20 protein-coding genes and 1 tRNA gene are annotated in these 20,933 nt (G+C 33.8%); 12 read left to right on the top strand and 9 right to left on the bottom strand.

Going from position 1 to position 20,933, the window contains the following annotated elements; translation table 11 throughout:
• Positions 1 to 187: 187 nt before the first annotated feature.
• The 12 genes from C4F50_RS17565 (at position 188) to C4F50_RS17510 (ending at position 11,822) form a co-directional block, all read left to right on the top strand.
• Positions 188 to 260, top strand: a tRNA-Asn gene (locus C4F50_RS17565).
• 217 nt (positions 261 to 477) lie between these two features.
• A complete protein-coding gene (locus C4F50_RS17560) occupies positions 478 to 1,047 on the top strand; it encodes a hypothetical protein (RefSeq protein ID WP_194139957.1) in 570 nt (189 codons plus the stop codon).
• A gap of 118 nt (positions 1,048 to 1,165) precedes the next feature.
• Complete coding sequence (locus tag C4F50_RS17555; protein ID WP_194139956.1) at positions 1,166 to 1,951, top strand: ATP-grasp domain-containing protein; 786 nt, start codon at positions 1,166 to 1,168, stop codon at positions 1,949 to 1,951.
• Positions 1,952 to 2,054: 103 nt separating this feature from the next.
• On the top strand, positions 2,055 to 2,621 hold the full coding sequence (locus C4F50_RS17550; RefSeq protein WP_194139955.1) for a metallophosphoesterase: 567 nt from the start codon (positions 2,055 to 2,057) through the stop codon (positions 2,619 to 2,621).
• A gap of 357 nt (positions 2,622 to 2,978) precedes the next feature.
• Positions 2,979 to 3,518 (top strand): hypothetical protein, encoded by a 540-nt coding sequence (locus tag C4F50_RS17545; protein ID WP_228012069.1) that lies wholly within the window; start codon positions 2,979 to 2,981, stop codon positions 3,516 to 3,518.
• An 80-nt stretch (positions 3,519 to 3,598) separates the two neighbouring features.
• Complete coding sequence (locus C4F50_RS17540; RefSeq protein WP_194139954.1) at positions 3,599 to 4,144, top strand: 3'-5' exonuclease; 546 nt, start codon at positions 3,599 to 3,601, stop codon at positions 4,142 to 4,144.
• Between the two features lie 297 nt (positions 4,145 to 4,441).
• A complete protein-coding gene (locus C4F50_RS17535; protein ID WP_194139953.1) occupies positions 4,442 to 5,068 on the top strand; it encodes a hypothetical protein in 627 nt (208 codons plus the stop codon).
• Positions 5,069 to 5,111: 43 nt separating this feature from the next.
• Positions 5,112 to 6,242, top strand: coding sequence for an AAA family ATPase (locus tag C4F50_RS17530; protein WP_194139952.1), 1,131 nt, complete (start codon positions 5,112 to 5,114; stop codon positions 6,240 to 6,242).
• Between the two features lie 2 nt (positions 6,243 to 6,244).
• Complete coding sequence (locus C4F50_RS17525; protein ID WP_194139951.1) at positions 6,245 to 6,943, top strand: hypothetical protein; 699 nt, start codon at positions 6,245 to 6,247, stop codon at positions 6,941 to 6,943.
• An 8-nt stretch (positions 6,944 to 6,951) separates the two neighbouring features.
• Positions 6,952 to 9,489 (top strand): ribosomal protein L7/L12, encoded by a 2,538-nt coding sequence (locus C4F50_RS17520; protein ID WP_194139950.1) that lies wholly within the window; start codon positions 6,952 to 6,954, stop codon positions 9,487 to 9,489.
• On the top strand, positions 9,480 to 11,249 hold the full coding sequence (locus tag C4F50_RS17515; protein ID WP_194139949.1) for a hypothetical protein: 1,770 nt from the start codon (positions 9,480 to 9,482) through the stop codon (positions 11,247 to 11,249). The genes C4F50_RS17520 and C4F50_RS17515 overlap by 10 nt, the downstream gene beginning before the upstream one ends.
• Before the next feature lie 294 nt (positions 11,250 to 11,543).
• Positions 11,544 to 11,822 (top strand): hypothetical protein, encoded by a 279-nt coding sequence (locus C4F50_RS17510; protein ID WP_194139948.1) that lies wholly within the window; start codon positions 11,544 to 11,546, stop codon positions 11,820 to 11,822.
• 186 nt (positions 11,823 to 12,008) lie between these two features.
• Here the strand turns inward: C4F50_RS17510 and C4F50_RS17505 are convergent, their stop codons facing one another.
• The 9 genes from C4F50_RS17505 to C4F50_RS17465 form a co-directional block, all read right to left on the bottom strand.
• Positions 12,009 to 12,395, bottom strand: coding sequence for a hypothetical protein (locus C4F50_RS17505; RefSeq protein WP_194139947.1), 387 nt, complete (start codon positions 12,393 to 12,395; stop codon positions 12,009 to 12,011).
• A gap of 252 nt (positions 12,396 to 12,647) precedes the next feature.
• Entirely contained in the window at positions 12,648 to 12,932 is a 285-nt protein-coding gene (locus C4F50_RS17500; RefSeq protein WP_194139946.1) for a hypothetical protein, read from the bottom strand.
• A complete protein-coding gene (locus tag C4F50_RS17495; RefSeq protein ID WP_194139945.1) occupies positions 12,907 to 13,125 on the bottom strand; it encodes a hypothetical protein in 219 nt (72 codons plus the stop codon). The genes C4F50_RS17500 and C4F50_RS17495 overlap by 26 nt, the downstream gene beginning before the upstream one ends.
• Positions 13,126 to 13,568: 443 nt before the next feature.
• Positions 13,569 to 13,979, bottom strand: coding sequence for a hypothetical protein (locus tag C4F50_RS17490; RefSeq protein ID WP_194139944.1), 411 nt, complete (start codon positions 13,977 to 13,979; stop codon positions 13,569 to 13,571).
• 13 nt (positions 13,980 to 13,992) lie between these two features.
• Positions 13,993 to 15,243 (bottom strand): hypothetical protein, encoded by a 1,251-nt coding sequence (locus C4F50_RS17485; protein WP_194139943.1) that lies wholly within the window; start codon positions 15,241 to 15,243, stop codon positions 13,993 to 13,995.
• 2 nt (positions 15,244 to 15,245) lie between these two features.
• A complete protein-coding gene (locus C4F50_RS17480; RefSeq protein ID WP_194139942.1) occupies positions 15,246 to 17,045 on the bottom strand; it encodes a type VI secretion system Vgr family protein in 1,800 nt (599 codons plus the stop codon).
• Between the two features lie 349 nt (positions 17,046 to 17,394).
• Positions 17,395 to 19,173 (bottom strand): AMP-dependent synthetase/ligase, encoded by a 1,779-nt coding sequence (locus C4F50_RS17475; protein ID WP_194139941.1) that lies wholly within the window; start codon positions 19,171 to 19,173, stop codon positions 17,395 to 17,397.
• 178 nt (positions 19,174 to 19,351) lie between these two features.
• Positions 19,352 to 19,783: a hypothetical protein gene (locus C4F50_RS17470; RefSeq protein ID WP_194139940.1), complete on the bottom strand. Its 432-nt coding sequence runs from the start codon at positions 19,781 to 19,783 to the stop codon at positions 19,352 to 19,354.
• Between the two features lie 429 nt (positions 19,784 to 20,212).
• Positions 20,213 to 20,929 (bottom strand): urease accessory protein UreH domain-containing protein, encoded by a 717-nt coding sequence (locus C4F50_RS17465; protein WP_194139939.1) that lies wholly within the window; start codon positions 20,927 to 20,929, stop codon positions 20,213 to 20,215.
• Positions 20,930 to 20,933: the final 4 nt, after the last annotated feature.

Here is a 20,933-nt window from a genome sequence, read left to right as displayed (position 1 = left end):
TTTCAAAATATAATACAACATATAAAATGAATTTCAAATTACTATCAAATATAGAATCACGACAGCCGAGCTTTTATCTTGGATGTATAAAAATACAGGTGCATGAATATGGACTATAGGATACGTATATCTTATAAATCTTGTAAGCACCTTTAATCGGGTGCTTTTTTTATGCCCAAAAAATACTGATTTTGTAGCTCAATAGGCAGAGCAATTGGATATTACCCAATAGGTTAAAGGTTCGAATCCTTTCAAAATCAAAAAAAATGCTCTCTAGAAAGAGGCAAGGTGCAGAGGCGCATAGGGACATGGGCAGGAGGCCTTAAATTAAAACTTTGCGTCTTTGTGACTTTGTGAGATTAAAAAATGTAAAAGCAATTTTGCCGCGAAGGCACAAGAGAAAACGCTTTTGTTTTTAAATAAAAAAAAATTAGTACCTGAGAATCTTAGTATCTCAGAACCTAAAAAAATAATAAAATGAAAAAGATAAGTACATTATTCGCCAAAAATCCTAATGATTTAGGAAGGGTTATAGATAAAATTAATATTGAAAATAAATGGGTTTTTGATGGAGAAGCCATTGCAACCAGAAAATTTGACGGTACTGCGGCAGCTATTATAGACGGAGAATTATTCAAACGATTTGATGCCAAAAAAGGAAGAAAAATTCCTGTGGGTGCGATTCCGTGTCAAGAAGCAGATCCGATTTCGGGGCATCACCCGCACTGGTTACAATGCGATCGATCAAAATCTGAAGACAAACATTTCTTTGAAGGTTTTGATGCATTAGAAAACAAACTCGATGGAACTTACGAATTATGCGGTCCTAAAGTACAAGGAAATCCAGAAATGTTCGAAAGACATACTTTAGTAAAACACGGCAGTGAAATTCTTGATTTTGTAAGTCTTGATTTCGAGGATTTGGAAACATTTCTATCCGAAAATGATATCGAAGGAATTGTTTTTTACCATAAATCTGATGAAAGAATGTGCAAATTAAGAAAAACAGATTTCGGTATTAAAAGATTAAAATTAGAAGCTGTCTAAAATTACAGTGTTGCCGCAAAGGCGCAAAGAGAAAATCGCTTTTGTTTTTGAATAAAAAAACTTAGTGCTTTTGAGCCTTTGCGGCAAATAAAAAAGTTTAACACTAGAAGTAAAAGTTATGAAACAAGATTACAACCGAATAGCTCTTGTTGGAATTGAACAAGAAGAATACGACATCATAAAAGCCAATTATTCAGGACATATTATCTGGCATCAATCGATACCAAAAATCGTTGTGAAAGATGAAGTTTTGTATATGGAAAAATCAAACGGAATTGGAATGTTACCTGTAGATAAAGTTGTCTATTACGGAATTTACGACAATGATTTTGATTTTATTGCCGGTCTTGCTATCTGGAAAGGTGCTTGTTATCCTAATGCCACTGCAATGTTAGACTGTCGTTTTAAAATTCCGTGTCTGGTAAAAGCGTTGTCTATTTCTAGATTTAGTGCGCCGAGAGGTTTTGTAAGTGCTGGAGCGTCTGTTAATGTAACTAGCGATACCGTGGCAAAATGGGGAAACTGGCATTGCGGAGAAAACAAACATCGTTTTACCGGAGAATGGGAAAGCGAATTTACAGCAACTATTGAACCTTATTTTGAAGGCGAAGCAGTACGGATCATGATGATTGGCGATACCTATTGGCAGATCAAATTAGAAGGAGACGATTGGCTGAAATCCATTCACCCTGATGACGCTGGTTTTATGACGGTTGACGAGGATTTACTGGCTGATACGATACATATTAAGGAAACTTTGCAGATGGACATGATAGGAAATGATTACATCGTGGCAAAAGACGGTTCTAAGTATTTATTAGAAGTAAACCATATCCCAAACATTACGCGATTTGAAGAGGTTCGAGAAGCGTATTTAGCCACTGTGATAGAATGGATTAACTAAAAATAGACTGCTGCGCAAAATAACCGCGCAGTAGTTTTAGAATATTTGAATACGAAAACCAGATGATGAAGATTGAGGTTTTCTTTTAAAAATTAAAATTAGAATGAATCAAAAAATATTTTTTACGTCTGATCATCATTTTGGTCATACGAATATAATTAGGTTTAGTGAGCGTCCTTTTACGACTGTTGAAGAAATGGATGACGAACTTATTAAACGATGGAATGAGAAGGTAAGTCCGAGAGATGTTGTATACCATTTAGGGGATATTTCTTTGGCAAGACCAGAACGAACAAAAGAAATTTTGGACCAGTTAAACGGTTCTATTTTTCTGGTAAAAGGCAATCACGATAAATCGGCATTGAGTTATGCAAAACGATTTGAATGGATCAAAGATTATTACGAATTGAGTGTTGCAGACGAAGAAGAACCAAACGGAAGACAAAAAATCATTCTCTTTCATTATGCGATGAAGGTCTGGAGAAGCTCTTTTAGAGGAACATGGCATTTATACGGACATTCTCACGGTCAATTATTTGACGATGAAACTTCCCGCTCTTTTGATGTCGGCGTTGACTGTCATAATTACGAGCCGCTTTCTTATGATGAGGTAAAAGAACGCATCTTAAAGAAAGATTGGAAAGCTCCTTTTGGAGACAGAGAATTGTAAAGTTTTAAAAGTCAATCGAAGAAAACCTTCGTAAAGTAAAAAAGAAACCATTTGCAGTAAATGCGGATCGTTTTAGTTTAACAATAAAAATTTAAGGATGAATCAAGAAATAGTATTTGCGTCCAGCCATTTTGGCCAAACAGATATAGTCGAGTTAAGTGAGGTTCCATTTGCCAAATTCAAAAAAATGGATCTGGAACTCTTTAACCTATGGAATGAAAAGGTAAGATCACGGGATATGGTATCAGCCACGAGTTAGCTCTCTGGTAAAGCAGCGATGTTTAAGGCTTTGCAGCTATTGAGTTCCCATGATTTACATTTTCCTGAGGTTCCCAAGAATTGCAAAAAAATAAAGCCATGAACAACAATACACTAAAACAATATAAGAAAGCAATTAAAAATAAATATGAGATAGAAAAAGAAGGCAAGTACTTTGATTATTTGTATAAGCCTTCTCGTGGTAAGCTGCGCGATTTGTGCTGGCTTATTTTCGAGAGCAATCCGTCTCAGGATGATTTAAATGTTTTTAGAAATCTATTCAGTTTAGATTTCGATCATACCAAAAAAAATAAGTTTAAAGAAAAGAAAGATAAGTTTAGACCAATCGAAACTTTCTTTAAAGGAGAAACAGACCTTACGAATATTGATGCCATAAATATGGCTGCAATTATGGTAGGTTTTGAACAGCGTCCTTTTAAAAAATTTTATCAAAATTGTAAAATAGAAGAGTCAAAACCAGTTAAACGGGTTGATAAAGCAGCCGCATTTTTTGAAAATAAGATTTTTATAAAAGAGGAAAAATCAGAAAAACTGTTCAAGAAAAGAGGTCTTTTTGCTATTATCTTTTCTAAAAAAAGAGATGAGAAAACAGCTCTGGAAAAAAGAGTTCCGATCTAGATATAATTAAAAAACCGAGCGCCTAATTGCGGCTTAAAAAAAGCTGCAATTTCAGGTGGGCGGATTAAAAAATAGAAAAAATGAAAACTACAGATAAAATTATTATTATCGATTTAGAAGCCACATGCTGGCAAAGCGCAGTCCCGAAAGGACAGCAAAACGAAATTATTGAAATCGGTTTGGCTGTATTGGACGCAGCAACCGGAGAAATTACCAAAAATAAAGGAATACTAATCAAACCGCAGCGCTCTACCGTAAGTTCGTTTTGTACAGAACTAACGACAATCACACAGGATTTGCTAGACCAAAACGGAGTAAGTTTTGAAGACGCAATCAATCAGCTGGTAGACGAGTACAATCCCGATTTATATACTTGGGCGAGTTACGGCCAGTACGATTTGAATATGCTGAAAAAACAATGCATTTCGTTTGGCATACCCTACCCAATGGGCGAACAGCACATCAATGTTAAAACGTGGTTTGCAGAAAAGTTCGGCCTGCAGAAACCGCAGGGAATGAATGGCGCACTGCAGCTGCTGCATATTCCGCTGGAAGGTACACACCACAGAGGAATTGACGATGCTAAAAACATTGCCAAAATTATGCATTGGTGCATCCAGAATTAGAACTAAAAAGTCCAAATTAAAATCTGTTGGCTGTTAGTGTTTTAAAATAAAAATTGTGCAGATTAGAACGCAGATGAGACAGATTTGCTGTCCCCAAAATGCTGTTTAAATAGAGTCAAAAAAAATCTGTGTAAAGCAGCGTCTTGGTGTTAGCGAATCTGTTAAATCCGCGTCAAAATATTTTTTTAATTACGCCCAGCTAGTTAATTTATATTGAAAAAGAAACCCTATTTTTGGAAATGTCAATAGTATAAAAACATTGAAAATTAAACCAAATGAATAACCTACATTGGTCGTATGGAAAATAAAGACATGCCCTTTTTAGAGACCATTTACCACCTCAGAACAATTGAGCAGATTATTCTTTACAACAAAATGACAAAAGTTTTGAGTAAAGAAGAACAGGAAACAATCTTGTTTTTAGAATCTCAATATGAAAATGAAATGCTGGAGTATCCCGGTCAGGCGCCCGATTTTGATGGTGAAGCTGCTTTATGGGGAGCAAAAACAATCTATTTTGCAGCACAATTACTGTTGTTTAGAGATCACAAAGTAGAAGAACTTTATACATTTCTTCCAGATTTTAAAGGTGAGATTGATGCAAAAGCGATGTTGTCTGCAGATTTATGTTTGAGGTTTTTACCACAGATTATTTTGGAGTTAAAGCGTATTGATGCCGATGATTTGGCTATTCCTATTTTAGAAAAATATATGGCAGCATTTAGTTATTCGGCAATAGGTTTTGATGTTGTTTCTGAAACGGTCAATGTCGATATTGTGTTTTCTAATCCCTGTCTTAAACAATTGTACCTCAATCGTGTGGTAGAAAGAAAAGCCGAAAAAACAGCCCTTATTGATAGTGTTCAAAAAGAACTTTTGGCTGGATTTGGAGATTACAAACACGTGTTTTGGAATGAATTATAAATAAAAAAATAAATAGTTATAAATAAAATTACCCTGTTCAAAAATGAAATCTACTGATAAATTAAATGGTGTTTTACAGCATATTAAAGATGTTTTTGTTGGTAAAAACGAAATCATCGATCTTTTAGGAATCGGATTGCTGGCAAAAGAAAATGCGTTTTTGTTAGGGCCTCCAGGTACTGCAAAAAGTGCTTTGGTTCGTGCATTGTCAAACGGAATAGAAGGCGGTAAAAACTTCGAATACCTTTTAACCCGTTTTACAGAACCAAACGAAATTTTCGGACCTTTTGATATTCGTAAACTAAAAGAAGGAGAGCTGATTACCAATACAGAAGGGATGATGCCAGAAGCTTCGATGGTTTTTTTGGATGAAATCTTTAATGCTAATTCGGCTATTTTGAATAGTTTATTGATGGCATTAAACGAAAAAATATTTCGCAGAGGAAAAGAAACCAAAAAACTGCCGGCCTTAATGTTTATCGGTGCCAGCAACGTATTGCCGGAAGATGAAGCTTTGAATGCTCTTTTAGACCGTTTTCTTATTCGTGTAAAATGTGATTATGTTGATCCAGATCTGCTTCACGAAGTACTTTTAGCTGGATGGAAAATAGAAAGCAGCCAAAATTTGGAAACGCCAAAAATTACGGCAGCAGAAATTGTAGAACTGCAGTCTCTTTGCCGTACGGTTGATTTAACGGGAATTCGAAAACAATACGTTGATATTATTCATAATTTGAGAAACACCGGAATCAAAGTTTCAGACCGACGTGCTGTAAAACTTCAAAACTTAATTGCAGCAAGTGCTTTAATGTGCGGCAGGCAGGAAGCGGTTTTATCGGATTTCTGGGTTTTAAAATACATTTGGGATAACGAAGAGCAAATCGAAATTCTGGAAGGAATCATCAATCATATCATCGAAAAAGACGATTCAGATTCGCAGCATCCTCAGGCTTTGTTCAACAAAACACCAAATCCGGAAGAGTTGATGAAAGAGATGCAGCTTTTAACACAGCGCTGGCAAGACGAATCCCTTTCTTTTGAAGAACAAAATGTAATAAAAGATAAATTAAGATATCTGCAAAGCCGCTGCGACTGGGTTAGAAACAATGACCAGAAGCAATATATTCAGAAAGAAATAGAAGCTTTGTGGCAGAAGATACTTCAAACGGTTTAAAAATGTATTTTTTAGAAATAAGCAAAAAACATATCGATTTTTTAGGCGCCATAAGAGACTGGGAAAATGTAAAAATGGCTTTTGACGGCGAATTTGTCTGGGCAAAAGATTTTTATCCAGAACAATTGAACGCGATCGAAATCCAGCAGATTCCATTTCATAGTATTTATGAATTAAAAGAAAACCTGTTGTTTAAAAAAGGAAGTCTGCTGCCGGTAAAAAAACTGCCGTCAGGTTTATTGTGGTCGCCAATCATACGTGCGATTCCAGTTACGCTTCCCAAATTCAACCACAATTATTTTGGTATCGATCAAAGGCTGGAACTTCATTTAAAACCATCGGAAATAGAAAATGAAGCTTACGCACTGCTTACAGATTATAATGAATTAAAAACGTATATCGAAACGGCACCCGATTTTAGGCTGAAACCGCTTAAATGGATTGTGGTTAAAAAAAATATACTCCTTTTAGGAAAACCGATGCTGCCCATAAAAGGAGATACCTTCTGGCTGAAGAATAATTTTTTACTGCCGGCAGGTTATGATTTTGAACATTCGGTTTTATCCAAAACAATAGAGCAGAATTTAAATCTGCTGGGAGAACATTTAATTGTTTGGAATACAGACAACAGCTGTTTTAAAATAAAAAAAGACAGTTTGAAACCACTATCTATTAGTTCGTTTCGCTTAACTTTTTCATAAAAGAAATAATGGAATTAGAAAAATACTTTCAATCTTTTGAAGACTATTTTTGGGAATTTGACACTCGCGTATCTTCCGACAGCGGAGGAGAGATCATATCAATTCCGAACACATTTACAATTGCTTACGAAGAATTTATTTTTGAAATTTTAGAGTTTGTATCAGAGGATAGTTTTCCGCCGTTTGGGTCGCTTTTGCTTGCCATAATTGGCACAAATCAAGAAAATGAACATTCTATCGACATGATAAAATGGATAGCCGAAGAAAAGATTAAGTTGAATAAAGCTTCTTATAGTAATCCTAAAGGCGAATTCTTTAGAGTTGGCGCAGTAGTAGACTTTTTAAAAATATTATCGTCTTTACCCGAAGAATATAAAAAAGGCGAAAAACGTTTGCAGCTTTTTCAAACCATTTTTCATAACTGTCATAAAAGAGTTTCGTCTGAAAAAGCAAAAAAAATACTTATTGAGTATCAGGATAATAAAAAAAATGGCATAAAATTTAGAGGTAAAGAGCCTTTTAATCTTGGTAATTTTATAAAAGATTTTAGAACTATTGCGATCTTAAAAAAAAAGTTTCCCACTGTTCAAGAATTGCTTCGAGCTATTGAAAATGTACCGAAGGAAGAAGTAAAGGAGCAGCTGCCAGAAGAAATTTTAGAAGAAAAAGAAGCGGCAGAAAATCCGTTAGATTTTATAGAACAGCTGGTTTTAGAAGAAAAAACATTTCAGGTCGGAAGTCTCATTAAACACATTTGGTCTGGATTAAATATTCCGTTTCATCATAATTTGCCGAGTGCACAGCCATTGGGCGGTGTTTCTGATTTGACCAATAAAGGAGATTTTGATAAACTGCTGATTTCTGAATTTGCGCATGACGATGACGTTTTTATGTCCAGAATTGCCAACAACGAAGCCTTGTATATTCAGCGTGAAGTACCGCCGGAAGCAGATAAGTTTCAGCGAATATTAATCATAGATACTTCTTTGATCAATTGGGGAAATCCTAAAATATTGGCTTTTGCATCGGCAATTGCTGTGGCTGCACATCCGAAAACGGATATTGAGTGTAAAGTTTTTGCGGTGGGAGATACGTACGAAGAAATTTTTGTAGAAAGTGTAGAGCAGGTAATCGATTCTTTAAACAGTCTTAGTGGTAAATTGAGTTGTGCAGCAGGTTTGGATTTATTTTTCAAAGAAAATGTTCTGAACGAAAAAAGTCAGGAAATCTTTTTCATATCCTCTGATGAAAGTTTGAAATTACAACTCATGCAGAAAGCAATGAGCGATTATTTTAATCAAATCAAGTATGTTTTTGCAACCAATGTAGAAGGGAAAATTTCGATATTCAAAAATCAGAATAAAGGAAAAAAACTGCTGCAGGAAATTGTAATGCCTTTAACCGAACTGTGGAAAAAGAATAAATTTACGCATTTTGGTGTTTCTAATGTTACGTTCGACACCAGCATTCCGATTCTGTATCCGGCAGAACGAAATTATAAACATATTTTTCATGAAAACGACAAGTATTACATTTATTTAAACGGGACTTTGTTCTTGTTTTCGAACAACGATTTTGAAAAAGGATTTAAAAAGATCGCATCAAGTCTGCCTTTTTATTTAGGAGAGTTTGCTGTAAAAACAAATGCAGATGGAGCGCTTTTGCTGCTCAACTATTCTTATAATTCTTCTGTCATTACAATTGTAAATCTAAAAACAAAGAAAACCCTAAGCCATAAAGCTTTTTCTGATGAAGAACAGCACGATAAACTTCATTTTTTTCAGCATAACCAACGCTTTTATTTTACCAACAATGTAGCTTTCTGGAAAGTAAAAGATAGCGGAGAAATAGAGTTAGGTGACAACCCTAATGTGGTACAATCGTACGATGAATATTTTAGCAAGAACTATCTTTTTGTCAAAAACTTCAAAAGCAGTAAATCAAAATTCACATTTATCAAACGCGTGGATCGGGTTGCAATTGTTAAGGGAGAAATTCAAATCAATAATTATTACTTCAGGAAATTAGTCTTTGAAAGAGATCGAAAAAATTTTACTGTTGATGAAAAAAGATTTAAGCCTCTTGTAAACCTTGTCCTAAAGCATGCAGGAGTCAAAAAGGTGGCAGTTATCAAATTGATTATGGACAATACAGGTAAGTCCTTAAAAGATGTAAACGAAATTGTTTCTCAGGATTTAGGAATTATTCTTGAGAATACAGCCCTTCATCCGGCAGAAAATTTAAAAAAACTGCTTGAAAATATAGGTGCAGTTTGTTATATAGAAACAAAATTATATGAATCTCAGGACGGAAGCAAAATATCGAATCGAGACGGAATTTTAATTTTTGAAAGCAGTGATAAAAAAATCCCTGTATTTTATATTCCGTTTGTATCTGAACAGCAAACAGCAATGGCAACGGAGCATGAATTTGCAGGAAGAGCTTATTTTATTAATGAAGAAAATCCGCAGCAGGAAATTGATGTTGATTTGTTTAACGAAAAGTATTTAAATCCTTTTATTTCGAATGTATTGCCATGGAATTAAAACTAAAACAGCATAGCAAAAACTCTTTTCCGAGAGAAGGGGTTTTTATAAAAAGCAATTCTATTTCTTCTTGGCTGGTAGAGATTCAGAATTTGGGTTTAACACTCGAAAACTGTCGTGTCTTTCCAGTGCCGGGAACCGCAGCCAATGAACTTTTCGGCTGTATTGTTTTGGTTGGAAATACTGTAGTAAAAGATCTTGGAAAGAACAATTTTTATCAGCTGATAGAGCATAAACTTTTTATTCCAGAGCATTCAATCGTCGTACCCAAATTAACAAAAGGAGAATGGACGACATTATTTTCGGATAAGTATCATTTGCTGCATCCGGATATTGGACTTGTAGAATTGGAAGAAGAAGTAGTTTGGTCAGATTTTATAAAATCCCCAGATTTTTTAAATGTTAAGATCATAGAACCAAGTAAGAGCGTCGCGATTCCGAGTTTTATTTCTTCCCTTCGCATCGAAGTTGATCAAGAAGAACTTTTAAAACAAATAGAAAATCCGTATTCTGAAGAAGAAGAAAGTGATGAAAAACTGCCCTTTAACCTTAAAAAGTTAATGATGGGGAATAATAAAGAAATGGATAAGTTTTTGGCTTATTTGGAGAAAAACCCAGAAAAAGCCATGAAACTCGCCATTCCATTAGATACAATTGGCGCTGCAAGAGGCGGTAACGAAGGGCAGTTTACTTTTAATTCTGGTTTTGGCAGTAACTTTAATTCTGAAGGTTTAGGACGTAATTTTGAGAAACTGCTGTCGGGTGATGGTTTTAAGATCAACATGATCAGATATGGGCTTTTACTATTGTTAGTAATTTCGATTAGAAGCTGCGGCAATTCTGGTACGGGTATAAATTCTGGCGACATAATGAAATTCATGATGATTGCTGCTGTTGTTCTTTTCATCATCAAGGCACTTGCTAGTGGTATAAACGAGAATTCTTCTTCCAGCAGCAGCAAAGGGGGAGGTGCTGCTTTAGTCGATTCTGAGCGATTTAATACTTTGCATAACCGCTATGAAAAAATGGCTGAAGAATATGCATCCAGAAAAGAATACGAAAAATCGGCGCACATTTATCTCAAGCTCTTAAAGAATTATCATAAAGCAGCAGCAGTGCTGGAACAAGGAAAACTCTATAGAGAAGCGGCCGGGGTTTATCTAAAATACCTGCAGAATAAAGTAAAAGCAGCAGAATGTTATGAAAAAGGTCATGTTTACAGCGAAGCAATTGCGCTTTACAAAGAGCTTAACGAGAACGAAAAAGTAGGCGATTTGTATCTTTTACTGAAAAATAAAAAGACGGCAGATAGATATTTTAGAATCGTAATAGAAGATTACAAAAAGAATTTTCAATATGTAAAAGCATCTTTGGTCTATAAAAATAAAATGGGAGATGTAAGAGAAGCACAAGAATTGCTGTTAGAGGGTTGGAAAACAAACAGAGATGCATCCAACTGTCTGAATAATTATTTTGCAAACATACTTTCTCTTGATGCTTTGTCTAAGGCGATTACAGCTGTGTATGAAAAAGAGGTCAGCGAAACGAATAATATTAGTTTTCTAAATGTCCTGAAATATGAATTTAATAAAACTCCAGAACTTGAAGAGATTACCAAAAGTATAGCTTACGAAATTGTAGCTTCAAAAATTGACGAAAGACCAGAATTGGCATCAGAGTTATTGAATTTCAATAAAAATAATACCACAATGACAAAGGATATTATGAAGTACAAACTAAAGGTGAAGAAAAGGTATTAGTTTGGTAAAAAAAATAGATTAGAAGTATACGAATAATGTCTTTTCTGTTTAAATTTTATACTTTTAGGTATGCTTTTAGAATTATTATAATTTGTAAGTAAATACATCTATTTATCTTAAGAAAGATTATCTTTACATCGCTAAAATACCTAGGATATTATCCTAAAAACTTTATAAGTTAACATAAACGATTCCCTCGCAATGATGAACCTGCGGAAACAATGGTCAATCTATCCTATATGGGTATTTTAGCACATCTAAAGCGAGGGTTTCGTGTATCTAATATTTTCGATTATGCTAAGAGAAAATCAAAAAACAACACATCGTGATGTAGTGCCATCCGTAATTAATTTCCTTTCAGACGAATTGTTTGATGGAGATTACAAAGACCAGCCCATGTATTTGCAGGAAATCTTCGAGCTCCTCATGCATACCGAATTTGGCGACGATATCCGTTTAAGGCAAAAAATGCTTAGCTGTTTAAGAACCAGCAGAAATCTGGCAGAAACTTTGGCTCCGTTTTCAGAGAAACAAATTTATAAGGCTTGCGCGAGTTTAAAAGTGAGCCAATAGAAAAACAAACCCTGCAAATACCAATTTGCGGGGTATTTTTTGAGCTAGGTAAATCACTTTTTCTTTAATAGTTTTTTTATAAATTCTTTAGATTCATAAAAATCGGAACAGTACAACTTGTCTAGCTAATTCATAGTTGTGCTCTTTCGATATACTAACGAAGTATCGTAAATCTTCTAATAATCTTTAAGGCTTCTGTGCTGTATTAGATAATAACTTCCTGACGAATTTATCAAGTTGTTTAGATTCATAAAAGTTAAAACAATCACAAAAAACAATATTCTTATTTCCCTGCTCAAAATGTAAATTATTTTTGCGAGAATAATAGCTTGACGTTTGTAATGTTGTAAAATTAATTACCTTTTCTATTAGATCAGGGTCTTCGAGAAAGTTCCCATCTACAGAAAATTGCACAGTGGAAGCATCATTTAAATTGTTATAAAAATTTGTATCAATTTTACTGTAATTTATAATTATGCATTGATTAAAAGCAAATTTCTTAATATTTACTTTTTTATTTTGACCAAATGCAATAGCAAAAGAGCAAAGCCAAAATATGATATATTTTTTCATAATTAAAAGATTAATTGACTAACCATTTTTCCTCTTTTAAAGTATCATTGTCAATATCGCGATTTATATTTTTTATAAATTCGATCGGAATAGTTTTCAAACTCTTATCTATTTTAAATCTAGCTAAGTACATTAGTGTATCAGGTGTATCGATGTAATTTTTCCGAGTTTCAGTATAAAAAATGTCTTTTAACGTGATTTCATTATCAACTTCATATAAATAATTCCATTGAACATGTCCAGTCCCATATCCTAAAAAGGAAATTTAAATGACACTTGATTTCCTGTTTTATAAAGTTCAATTTCATAATTGATGTTTTTTTTAGTTGTTATCCTATACAGCAAAACTCTTTCAGTTTCATTATTTGGCATTCTTAAAACATCGTATAGTTCTTTATAGGGATAGGCGAAAAAAAATCCATTCGTGCTTATTGAATCCACATTTTTAATAGGTAACAAAGGGGGAATGTCTTTTTTACATCCTAAGCAAACTATTAAAACAAGCATAATACTACTTTTTATTATTGCATTTTTCATTTGGAAATGTTTTATTTAATTCTTTGAAAGCTTCTTTTCTTTGATTCAATGCTTCTTTCCCGCCATTTATTAATTTGGATATTTTTTCGATATTATCAATTTCGACTACATTATTGATATTTAAAATGCTTCCATCCTCTAACACCTTTCCATATTTCCAAAACCATCCCCCTGAGTCTGCGGAAAGAGTCAATGAATTACATATTAAGTCTAGAAGGATTATCGTGCTCTATTACTCGTGGGTATATCTGTTTTTTTTCATCCCATAATGTAAAATGACCTGTAGCACCACTTATTTCGGGTTAATCGCTTGAACCTACATCCAAATAATTTAAAAAGAGATGCTAGTGTAGAGAAAATAATATATTTTTCATATTTAATGGAAGTTTATGCTTTTAGGTTTTATTACAACTTGACTAGCTAATTCATAGTTGTGCTCTTTCGATATACTAACGAAGTATCGTAAATCTTCTAATAATCTTTAAGGCTTTGTGTTGTACTAGATATATAATTAGTTCCTAACAAAGTTGAGGAAGCTTTCTTAAAAAGAGTTGTTACAGTTGTTGTCTATTCGTGTCGTGTGTAAAAACACTATAACTCTTAGATGTTTTATGTTCCTTTTACAATATTTAAAAATTATAAAATTACTTTTTGTACAAATGGAATATGTTCACTAGGATCTAAAATAATTGTTATATTTTTTTCTGTTTTAATCTCTTTCAATTCTCCTGTATTACCATTTATCCATATTCCGGATATATTGTATTTCCCAGTTTTTAAACTATAAGGCTCCAAATTTTTTTTAAAAATATAATTATCTTCATATATAATATCAAGTGTAAAAATACTATTACTTTTTATTGTATTTTTAGTTGCAAAATTTTCTAAAATTTTAGAACAATCCCTCAAATCAAACTTCATACTTCTTTCTTTTACAGCAAATTCTTCTGTCTGATAAATGTAGACTTTGTTTTCTTTTTCTTTACAAGAAAAAATACTAGTAAGGAATGCCATAATTATAATATTTTTTAAATTTATATTTTTCATCGAAATTGATTTACTAATTATTTAATCGAATGTCTAAATCAATCAAAAATTGATTTGTTATATTTTGTGGAATTTCTCGATATTCTTTACTAATTGTAAGTCTTGAATTCTTATCTTTTCCATTAGTGTGTTTTCCATTTTCAATCAATAAATTTAAAAAACCTTCTGGAGTTTGAGTTACATTTGTAGCAATTGTATCTAAAACAGAAAAAACATCTGTGGACTCTTTTATGGAAATCTTTACAGTGGTTGTGCATTGTTCGCCAGAAATAATCCACACACTATAGTTACCTAAATTTTTATATTTATCAATCCACCACTTTTCAATTCTATTTTTTTCACTGTTTTTGATATGTATATCTATTAGGCAAACTTTACCTACTATTCCCAATGAATGACGATTTGTGATAGGAATCGATTTTTTTCCAGTCAATTTATAATCATCAACCAGAGAATCTATTTCTTTTTGATTAGGGAATTCATTTGATAATATATTCATCACATCGATTTTTGACAAATTCCTCGATTTACCATTTATATCCCACCATGGTCTTCCTTTTGTATAAACATCACTTCCTTCTCCAGGTTGAGGCCCATAATCATAAAATTCATTACCAATCATTATTGCAGTATGTCCTCCCAATCCTTTACTATTAAGTTTATCAGTGTAGCCGCTATGTGGTAATTCTATTAAAACTGTTATAATTTCTTCTTTTTCAAAAACAATCAAATAATCATCAGTTTGTTCAGGTAGTTCAATTGTTTCGTCTTTATATGTACATTCTACAAACAATTCGATTTCATCACCTTCAGCAAATTCTTCTAACAGACTCAAAGTTCCTGTACCTGTTTTCCATTCTAAGAAGCCAGTATTTCCTTGAATTTTAATTTTATTTATTTCCTGAGATGTATTTATATTGGAAAGTTTTAATTTATCGTTTAAAATTTTTAATCCATCCCAATCATAAATGGTAAATATAATCTCTTCGCCATCGGGTATGTCTTTTGTTTGTACATGAAATCTAATTACATCACCTACATAAGCATTTTTTATTTGAACATTTTTATCATTCGTCCACCATCCTTTAATAAAATATTTTCCTGCTGGAATTTCCTCCCAATGATCTAAATAGTGGTTTATTTCAGCACTATAAATTACTTGTGTTCCAGAATTATGAGTTATGTTATCAAAATTTTCTAAATAAGTTTGACTTTCAGACACAAAACCTTCTCCTGCTCTTCTAAATATAATTCCTTTCTCCATAATTAGTTATAGTTAGTTTTGTCTCCAGAATTAGCCCTAATATTTGATTGAGCGTTAAATTTTGTGTCATTTTCAGTTGTAGAGGTTTTTGATTTTCCAGATTCTTGAATGTCTTTAGCCTTAGATTTTCTTTCTCCAATAGCATCTTCATAAATATTAGCTGCTTTTAAGAAATAACTTCCAACTGCACTTTGTATCATATTCTTTCCAGTCTCAATACTGTGGCTTCCTCCAGCCGTTTCCGAAATATTTATTCCCGCCTTGAACGTTATACTCTGCTCAGCATCCAGAATAATATTCTTTGCCTTTACAGTAATAGTTTCAGTCGAAGTGATGTTGATGTTTTTATTTTCCTCATCAAGATGAATTTCGTTACCGCTTGGGTCAGAAAGCCAGATTCCTACTTTTTCGATAAACTTAAAAATCATTCCATAAAGGAGTTTCCAGCCTTTGGTGCTGTTTTTCTCGTCAAAAAAGTCAGTTTTTGCCTGTCCGTTATAGTGTGTTCCCATCACAAACGGTAGTTCAATGTTTCCAGCTTCAAAACCTACAAGTACTTCTTCGCCAATTTCTGGGATAAAATAAAAACCTTTTCCATTGCCAGAGTGGGGCTGTATCATTCTCATCCAGTCACTTTTGCAAGCATAGGTATACCAATAATATTCTACACGTACGCGCCCGAGTTTTTCGGGATCGTTGTTGTCAATTACTTTTGCCGGCTGGATTTCAGCTGGTGCAAATACATTGACATTCGTATAATTCGGTGCAGCAACATCAGCAGGAATGGCTGTAAAGTTGCAGGTATAATTTCCGTTTACCTCAGAGCGGTGTACAATTTCAACAGCAAGTAAGTGATGTTCTACGTTTTTGTTTTGCAGGATAAAAGTCTGTCCTAAGCCAATAGGATAATAAGAGGTGCCACTGTAAAAAACGCTGTTGGCATCGCACCCTGCCGTCTGCATTTTTGCCATTTCTTCGATTTCTTCTTTATTTTGGGCATTACTTGTATAAGCACCATGCTGTAATCCGGGTCTTACGATGTAAGGTTGTTTAAAAACGGCAAGCGATGCAAATCGGTCCTGGCTTCCTTCTGTAGTTTTTTCGGCACCGCCTCTTATGTTTGAAGCGCTGAGGTAGTCGTAACCGCTAAATGATGTTTTGTGCGGCATCAGATTGGCTTCGATATTTAAGTTATGCAGTGATGATTCATTAATTAGTCTTATGTCAGTGTTTTTTATTTTTCCGAACTGCATGCGCATTCCGTCAAAGTAAAACCACTGAGCATAACGAAACGCAAGGCGTTTGAGGAAATTAAAGCTGGTTTCGTTATATTGGGTTTTAAATTTGAATTCTTTGGTGTAAGTAGGCACAATGGCTTCGCGCTGATAGAATTCTCCCGAACTTTCTTCGGCAAAAATTTCGAGAGCTATCTGCTGGAGATTTTTTTCCAGAAAGATTCTCGACTTTGGCATATCATCAAGGGCAATTGTATGGCTGATACCAAAAACCTGCAGTCCGGCAGGGCTTCCGTTCTTATGGGGAGAACCTAATCTTGTAATTCGTCCCTTAGACATCAATCGAATGCCATTTACTGTAAAAGTAAAAATGACTTCACTGCCTGTAAAGTTGCTGATTGCTTTTTCCTGATCCTGAGGTTCAATGATAGGTTTTCCAGTGTACTGCCAAAAAAACGAAAAATAATGGTGGTCAGCCATTTTTTGAGAGAGTTCCAGATTGTAATAAATAACATTGTGATCAAAGCCTTCTATGGTAATTTGTACTTGTTCTGAGAATTTTGACATAATTAAATTAGTTTGTGATTAGTAAGTTGAAATCCAATTTTTTTGAGGTTAATTTTAGGCATAGGGGCAGTATTCCAGATTCACTTGAAAAAAGGAATTGAAAGCTGAGTTCTAAGATTGTTTTTGGATTTCTACAGAATATTTATCTGTAAAATTTGTTATGCAGTATTCTTATAAAGTTAGATAGAAGGTGATCGTTAAGTGTGACTCTTTAGGACAAAAAAGTAATAGTATAAGATTTTTTAGCTGTGATGGATTTTTAGATCCATTGCCAATAGATTAATTTAAGGCACAAAAAAACGGCTGTCTAATTTAGACAGCCGTTTTACTTTTGGTTATATTATTTTGATTAATTATTTCCGTAGATTTTAGCGTAAAGATCTTTGTAGATTTCTTTAATAATTTTACGCTTTAGTTTTAAAGTAGGAGTAAGCTGTCCGCCGTCAATAGACCAGACATCCGGAGTCAATTCAAAACGTTTGATTTGTTCCCAGTGTCCGAATTTTTTGTTTATTTCTTCTACTTCATTATCAATACGTTTTATAACGTCAGGATTTGAAGCGATGTCGGCATTTGTACTTCCTAAAGTAATTTTATGGATTTTTGCCCATTCTTTTACAAATTCAAAGTTTGGCTGAATAAAAGCACTCGGCATTTTTTCGCCTTCACCAACAACCATAATCTGCTCAATAAAACGAGATTGTTTCATAGCATTTTCGATCAATTGCGGTGCAATGTATTTTCCTCCCGAAGTTTTAAACATTTCCTTTTTACGATCTGTAATTTTAAGGAAACCTTCGCTGTCAATTTCACCAATATCTCCCGTATGAAAGTAACCGTCAATCAAAGCTTCAGCCGTTTTTTCAGGATCTTTGTAATAACCTAACATTACGTTTGGACCTTTACATAAGATTTCTCCGTCCTGAGCAATTTTCACTTCAACATTGCGGATTATTTTTCCAACAGTTCCAATTTTAAAACCTTTGTTTCTTTGGTCGTTTACAGCAATAACCGGAGAAGTCTCAGATAGACCGTAACCTTCCATTACAGGAAGTTCGGCAGCAGCAAAAACTCTTGTTAAACGTGGCTGTAAAGCCGCGCTTCCAGAAACCATTAATTCTAAATTTCCTCCCAAACCTTCTTTCCATTTACTGAAAATTAATTTACGGGCAATTTTTAATTGAAATTCATACCAAGCACCATTTGCTCCGTACGGTTCGTATCTTAATCCTAAATCAATAGCCCAGAAAAATAATTTTTTCTTAATGCCTGTTAGTTCCCCGCCCTTAGCGTAGATTTTATCGTAAACTTTTTCTAAAAGTCTTGGTACAGCAGTAATTACCGTTGGACGAACTTCTTTTAAGTTGTCACTGATTTTGTCAATAGATTCTCCAAAATAAACCGAAACACCATAAAATTGATAGATGTACAAAATCATTCTTTCAAAAATATGACAAATAGGTAAGAAACTCAAAGCCGTACTTTTTCCTGGATCAAACGGAATTCTAGGTGCACTGTCCAAAACATTCGAAACAATATTTCTATGAGAAAGCATCACTCCTTTTGGTTTTCCTGTGGTACCAGAAGTATAAATTATCGTTGCTAAATCATCTGTTTTGATGCTGTCTTTACGAGCTTCAACTTCATTTTGGTTGCTTTGATCTTCACCAGCCACAAGCAGTTCTGTCCAGTTTTTGCAGCCGCTTATTTCATCAAAAGAATATACTTCTTTTAATGAGGGAACATTTGCTTTTATTGCATTGACTTTCTTCAATACTTCTGTATCAGAAACAAAACAATAAATACTTTCGCTGTGGTTTAAAATGTATTCATAATCTTCTTCTGCAATAGTTGGGTAAATCGGCACGTTTTGCGCACCAGTCTGCTGGATGCCAATATCCATGATATTCCATTCAGTTCTATTGTTCGAAGTGATTAAAGCAATTTTATCATCTTTTTGTACGCCCATGCGCAATAATGCTCTCGAAACAGCATTTGCTTTTGCAATATATTCCTCGCTGGATGTTTTTTCCCAGACCCCGTTTTTCTTGGTTGCCAAAGCAACTGGGAGGTTGTATGTTTCTTGTTGATAGTAGGGAAAATCAAAAAGGCGTGTGATTGAAACCATGTTTAATATATTGAATTTTATTGCAAATTAAATAAAATTTAGGAATGATTTTGAATTTTATAAAATTAAATGGCAAAATTTATGGGTACTATTAAAATTCAACGAAAACGTTTTCTTTTTTGTAGTAAATTTTAGAAAAAATCGAGAAAAGTTTATTTTGACTCGTCCAATTTATAAATTATTGAACATTATAATCTTCATAAAGTTTGACTCTTTCTCCCATCAGGAACATTTTTTTCTTAGCAAAATGAATAGAAAACTGACTGTAAATCCATTCGTCGCTGTCTGAAGTTCGATACCAAAAGGTGTACGAAGCACTGTTAAATCCTTCTTTAATGATAGGTTTGCCTTCCCAGTTGCACTCAATACCCCAGTTGATCTTTTTTTTGCTCATATCATCGTATTGTATCACACCTGTTCCGTCCGGATTTAGGACAGTGCTGGGTTCTTTTTTATCGGGCGGCAAAAATGTTCCCGAGATAGGGTAGTCTAAAGTATTGGTAATATAATGTTCTTTGGCTTTGTAAAGAATTTGATCTACCTGAACTTGGGCGTGTGATTTTAAAGCAACAAAAAATAAGGCAAAAAGTAATACTTTCAAGTTTTTCATTCGATGTAGGTTTAAATTGTTTTTTGGGTCTAAATAAATCTATTGGGCAAATTTATTTATTGCGAATATAAACCAAAAAACTCAATAGAATGTTAGCTTGAATATAAGAATCATACTTTTAATTTTAATTTTTGTCAAGTTGGTTTTTTACTCCGTTGGAAACTGGTTTTCCAGCAATTTTTCTTTAAAATCAGATTTAAAAGTGTAAGCAGGAGTAAGCATCAAATCTGTAGTATGTTCAATTTGAAGCTGGCAAAAGCATTTTTTTCTGGACAAAATGCAATTGCATCTGGATGATCTGCCGTTGACGCAAGCCAGCATTGTAACCAGAATAGCTTCGGCTTTTAAAACTGAAAATAAAAAAGCCTTGACCTATAGAGGATAGCGTCAAGGCAATTTTTAAATCGGTTTTTAAATGAAATTTAAACCTTAAAATAAATTGGTGTAAATAATCTTAAAACCAAAAATAATACATATTAAAGATGAAATAATGATCAAAATATATTGCAGTTTTTGAGATTTAAGAATACTTTTTGTAAACGGAATGCTGAATAGACCCGCAGCAATATACATTCCGAATATTGATCCGATTCCAAAAATCAAAATATACAATAGACCCTCTAGTGGGGTTTTCATTTGTGAAATTACCAAAATTACCAATGAGCCGCTTCCTGCAAGTCCGTGAACTAAACCCACTCCAAATGCTGTTTTATAATTGGCGGTTCCGTCAAAATGAGCGTGTTTAAAGCCTGCAATCGGATGAGAATGCGTGTAAGTATGTGCATGCATATGTGTATGTGTTACTCCATTGCTGTGCGTATGCTCGTGACTGTGATAATAGGTGTGAGAATGTGTTTTTTTGTATAATAATTTGAATAAACGTATTACTCCCAAAATAACGAGCATCAATCCGACAACGGCTTCCAAATAGCTGAAAACATTTTCGCTTATCGAAATTTTAAAACCAATCATCACCACACCTACCATAAAAATAGTGGCTGTATGACCAATTCCCCAGAACATTCCATCTTTTAAAGCGTCTTTTATGCGGCTCCTGTTTGTGACAAGATTATTGACAGCCAATAAATGATCTGCTTCAAAAGCATGCTCTAATCCGGCATAGATTGTAATTAATAATCGAATCATTTTA

Source organism: Flavobacterium hungaricum (genome assembly GCF_015182285.1).
Lineage (GTDB): Bacteria > Bacteroidota > Bacteroidia > Flavobacteriales > Flavobacteriaceae > Flavobacterium > Flavobacterium hungaricum.
This window is presented reverse-complemented; position numbering and strand designations above follow the sequence as displayed.

Coding starts and splice junctions, on each gene's coding strand:
- C4F50_RS17550 (WP_194139955.1), top strand. CDS start 2,055: ATGAATCAAAAAATATTTTTTACGTCTGATCATCATTTTGGTCATACG.
- C4F50_RS17500 (WP_194139946.1), bottom strand. CDS start 12,932: ATGAAAAATGCAATAATAAAAAGTAGTATTATGCTTGTTTTAATAGTT.
- C4F50_RS17515 (WP_194139949.1), top strand. CDS start 9,480: ATGGAATTAAAACTAAAACAGCATAGCAAAAACTCTTTTCCGAGAGAA.
- C4F50_RS17525 (WP_194139951.1), top strand. CDS start 6,245: ATGTATTTTTTAGAAATAAGCAAAAAACATATCGATTTTTTAGGCGCC.
- C4F50_RS17530 (WP_194139952.1), top strand. CDS start 5,112: ATGAAATCTACTGATAAATTAAATGGTGTTTTACAGCATATTAAAGAT.
- C4F50_RS17540 (WP_194139954.1), top strand. CDS start 3,599: ATGAAAACTACAGATAAAATTATTATTATCGATTTAGAAGCCACATGC.
- C4F50_RS17490 (WP_194139944.1), bottom strand. CDS start 13,979: ATGAAAAATATAAATTTAAAAAATATTATAATTATGGCATTCCTTACT.
- C4F50_RS17555 (WP_194139956.1), top strand. CDS start 1,166: ATGAAACAAGATTACAACCGAATAGCTCTTGTTGGAATTGAACAAGAA.
- C4F50_RS17560 (WP_194139957.1), top strand. CDS start 478: ATGAAAAAGATAAGTACATTATTCGCCAAAAATCCTAATGATTTAGGA.
- C4F50_RS17510 (WP_194139948.1), top strand. CDS start 11,544: ATGCTAAGAGAAAATCAAAAAACAACACATCGTGATGTAGTGCCATCC.
- C4F50_RS17545 (WP_228012069.1), top strand. CDS start 2,979: ATGAACAACAATACACTAAAACAATATAAGAAAGCAATTAAAAATAAA.
- C4F50_RS17475 (WP_194139941.1), bottom strand. CDS start 19,173: ATGGTTTCAATCACACGCCTTTTTGATTTTCCCTACTATCAACAAGAA.
- C4F50_RS17470 (WP_194139940.1), bottom strand. CDS start 19,783: ATGAAAAACTTGAAAGTATTACTTTTTGCCTTATTTTTTGTTGCTTTA.
- C4F50_RS17505 (WP_194139947.1), bottom strand. CDS start 12,395: ATGAAAAAATATATCATATTTTGGCTTTGCTCTTTTGCTATTGCATTT.
- C4F50_RS17485 (WP_194139943.1), bottom strand. CDS start 15,243: ATGGAGAAAGGAATTATATTTAGAAGAGCAGGAGAAGGTTTTGTGTCT.
- C4F50_RS17480 (WP_194139942.1), bottom strand. CDS start 17,045: ATGTCAAAATTCTCAGAACAAGTACAAATTACCATAGAAGGCTTTGAT.
- C4F50_RS17465 (WP_194139939.1), bottom strand. CDS start 20,929: ATGATTCGATTATTAATTACAATCTATGCCGGATTAGAGCATGCTTTT.
- C4F50_RS17520 (WP_194139950.1), top strand. CDS start 6,952: ATGGAATTAGAAAAATACTTTCAATCTTTTGAAGACTATTTTTGGGAA.
- C4F50_RS17535 (WP_194139953.1), top strand. CDS start 4,442: ATGGAAAATAAAGACATGCCCTTTTTAGAGACCATTTACCACCTCAGA.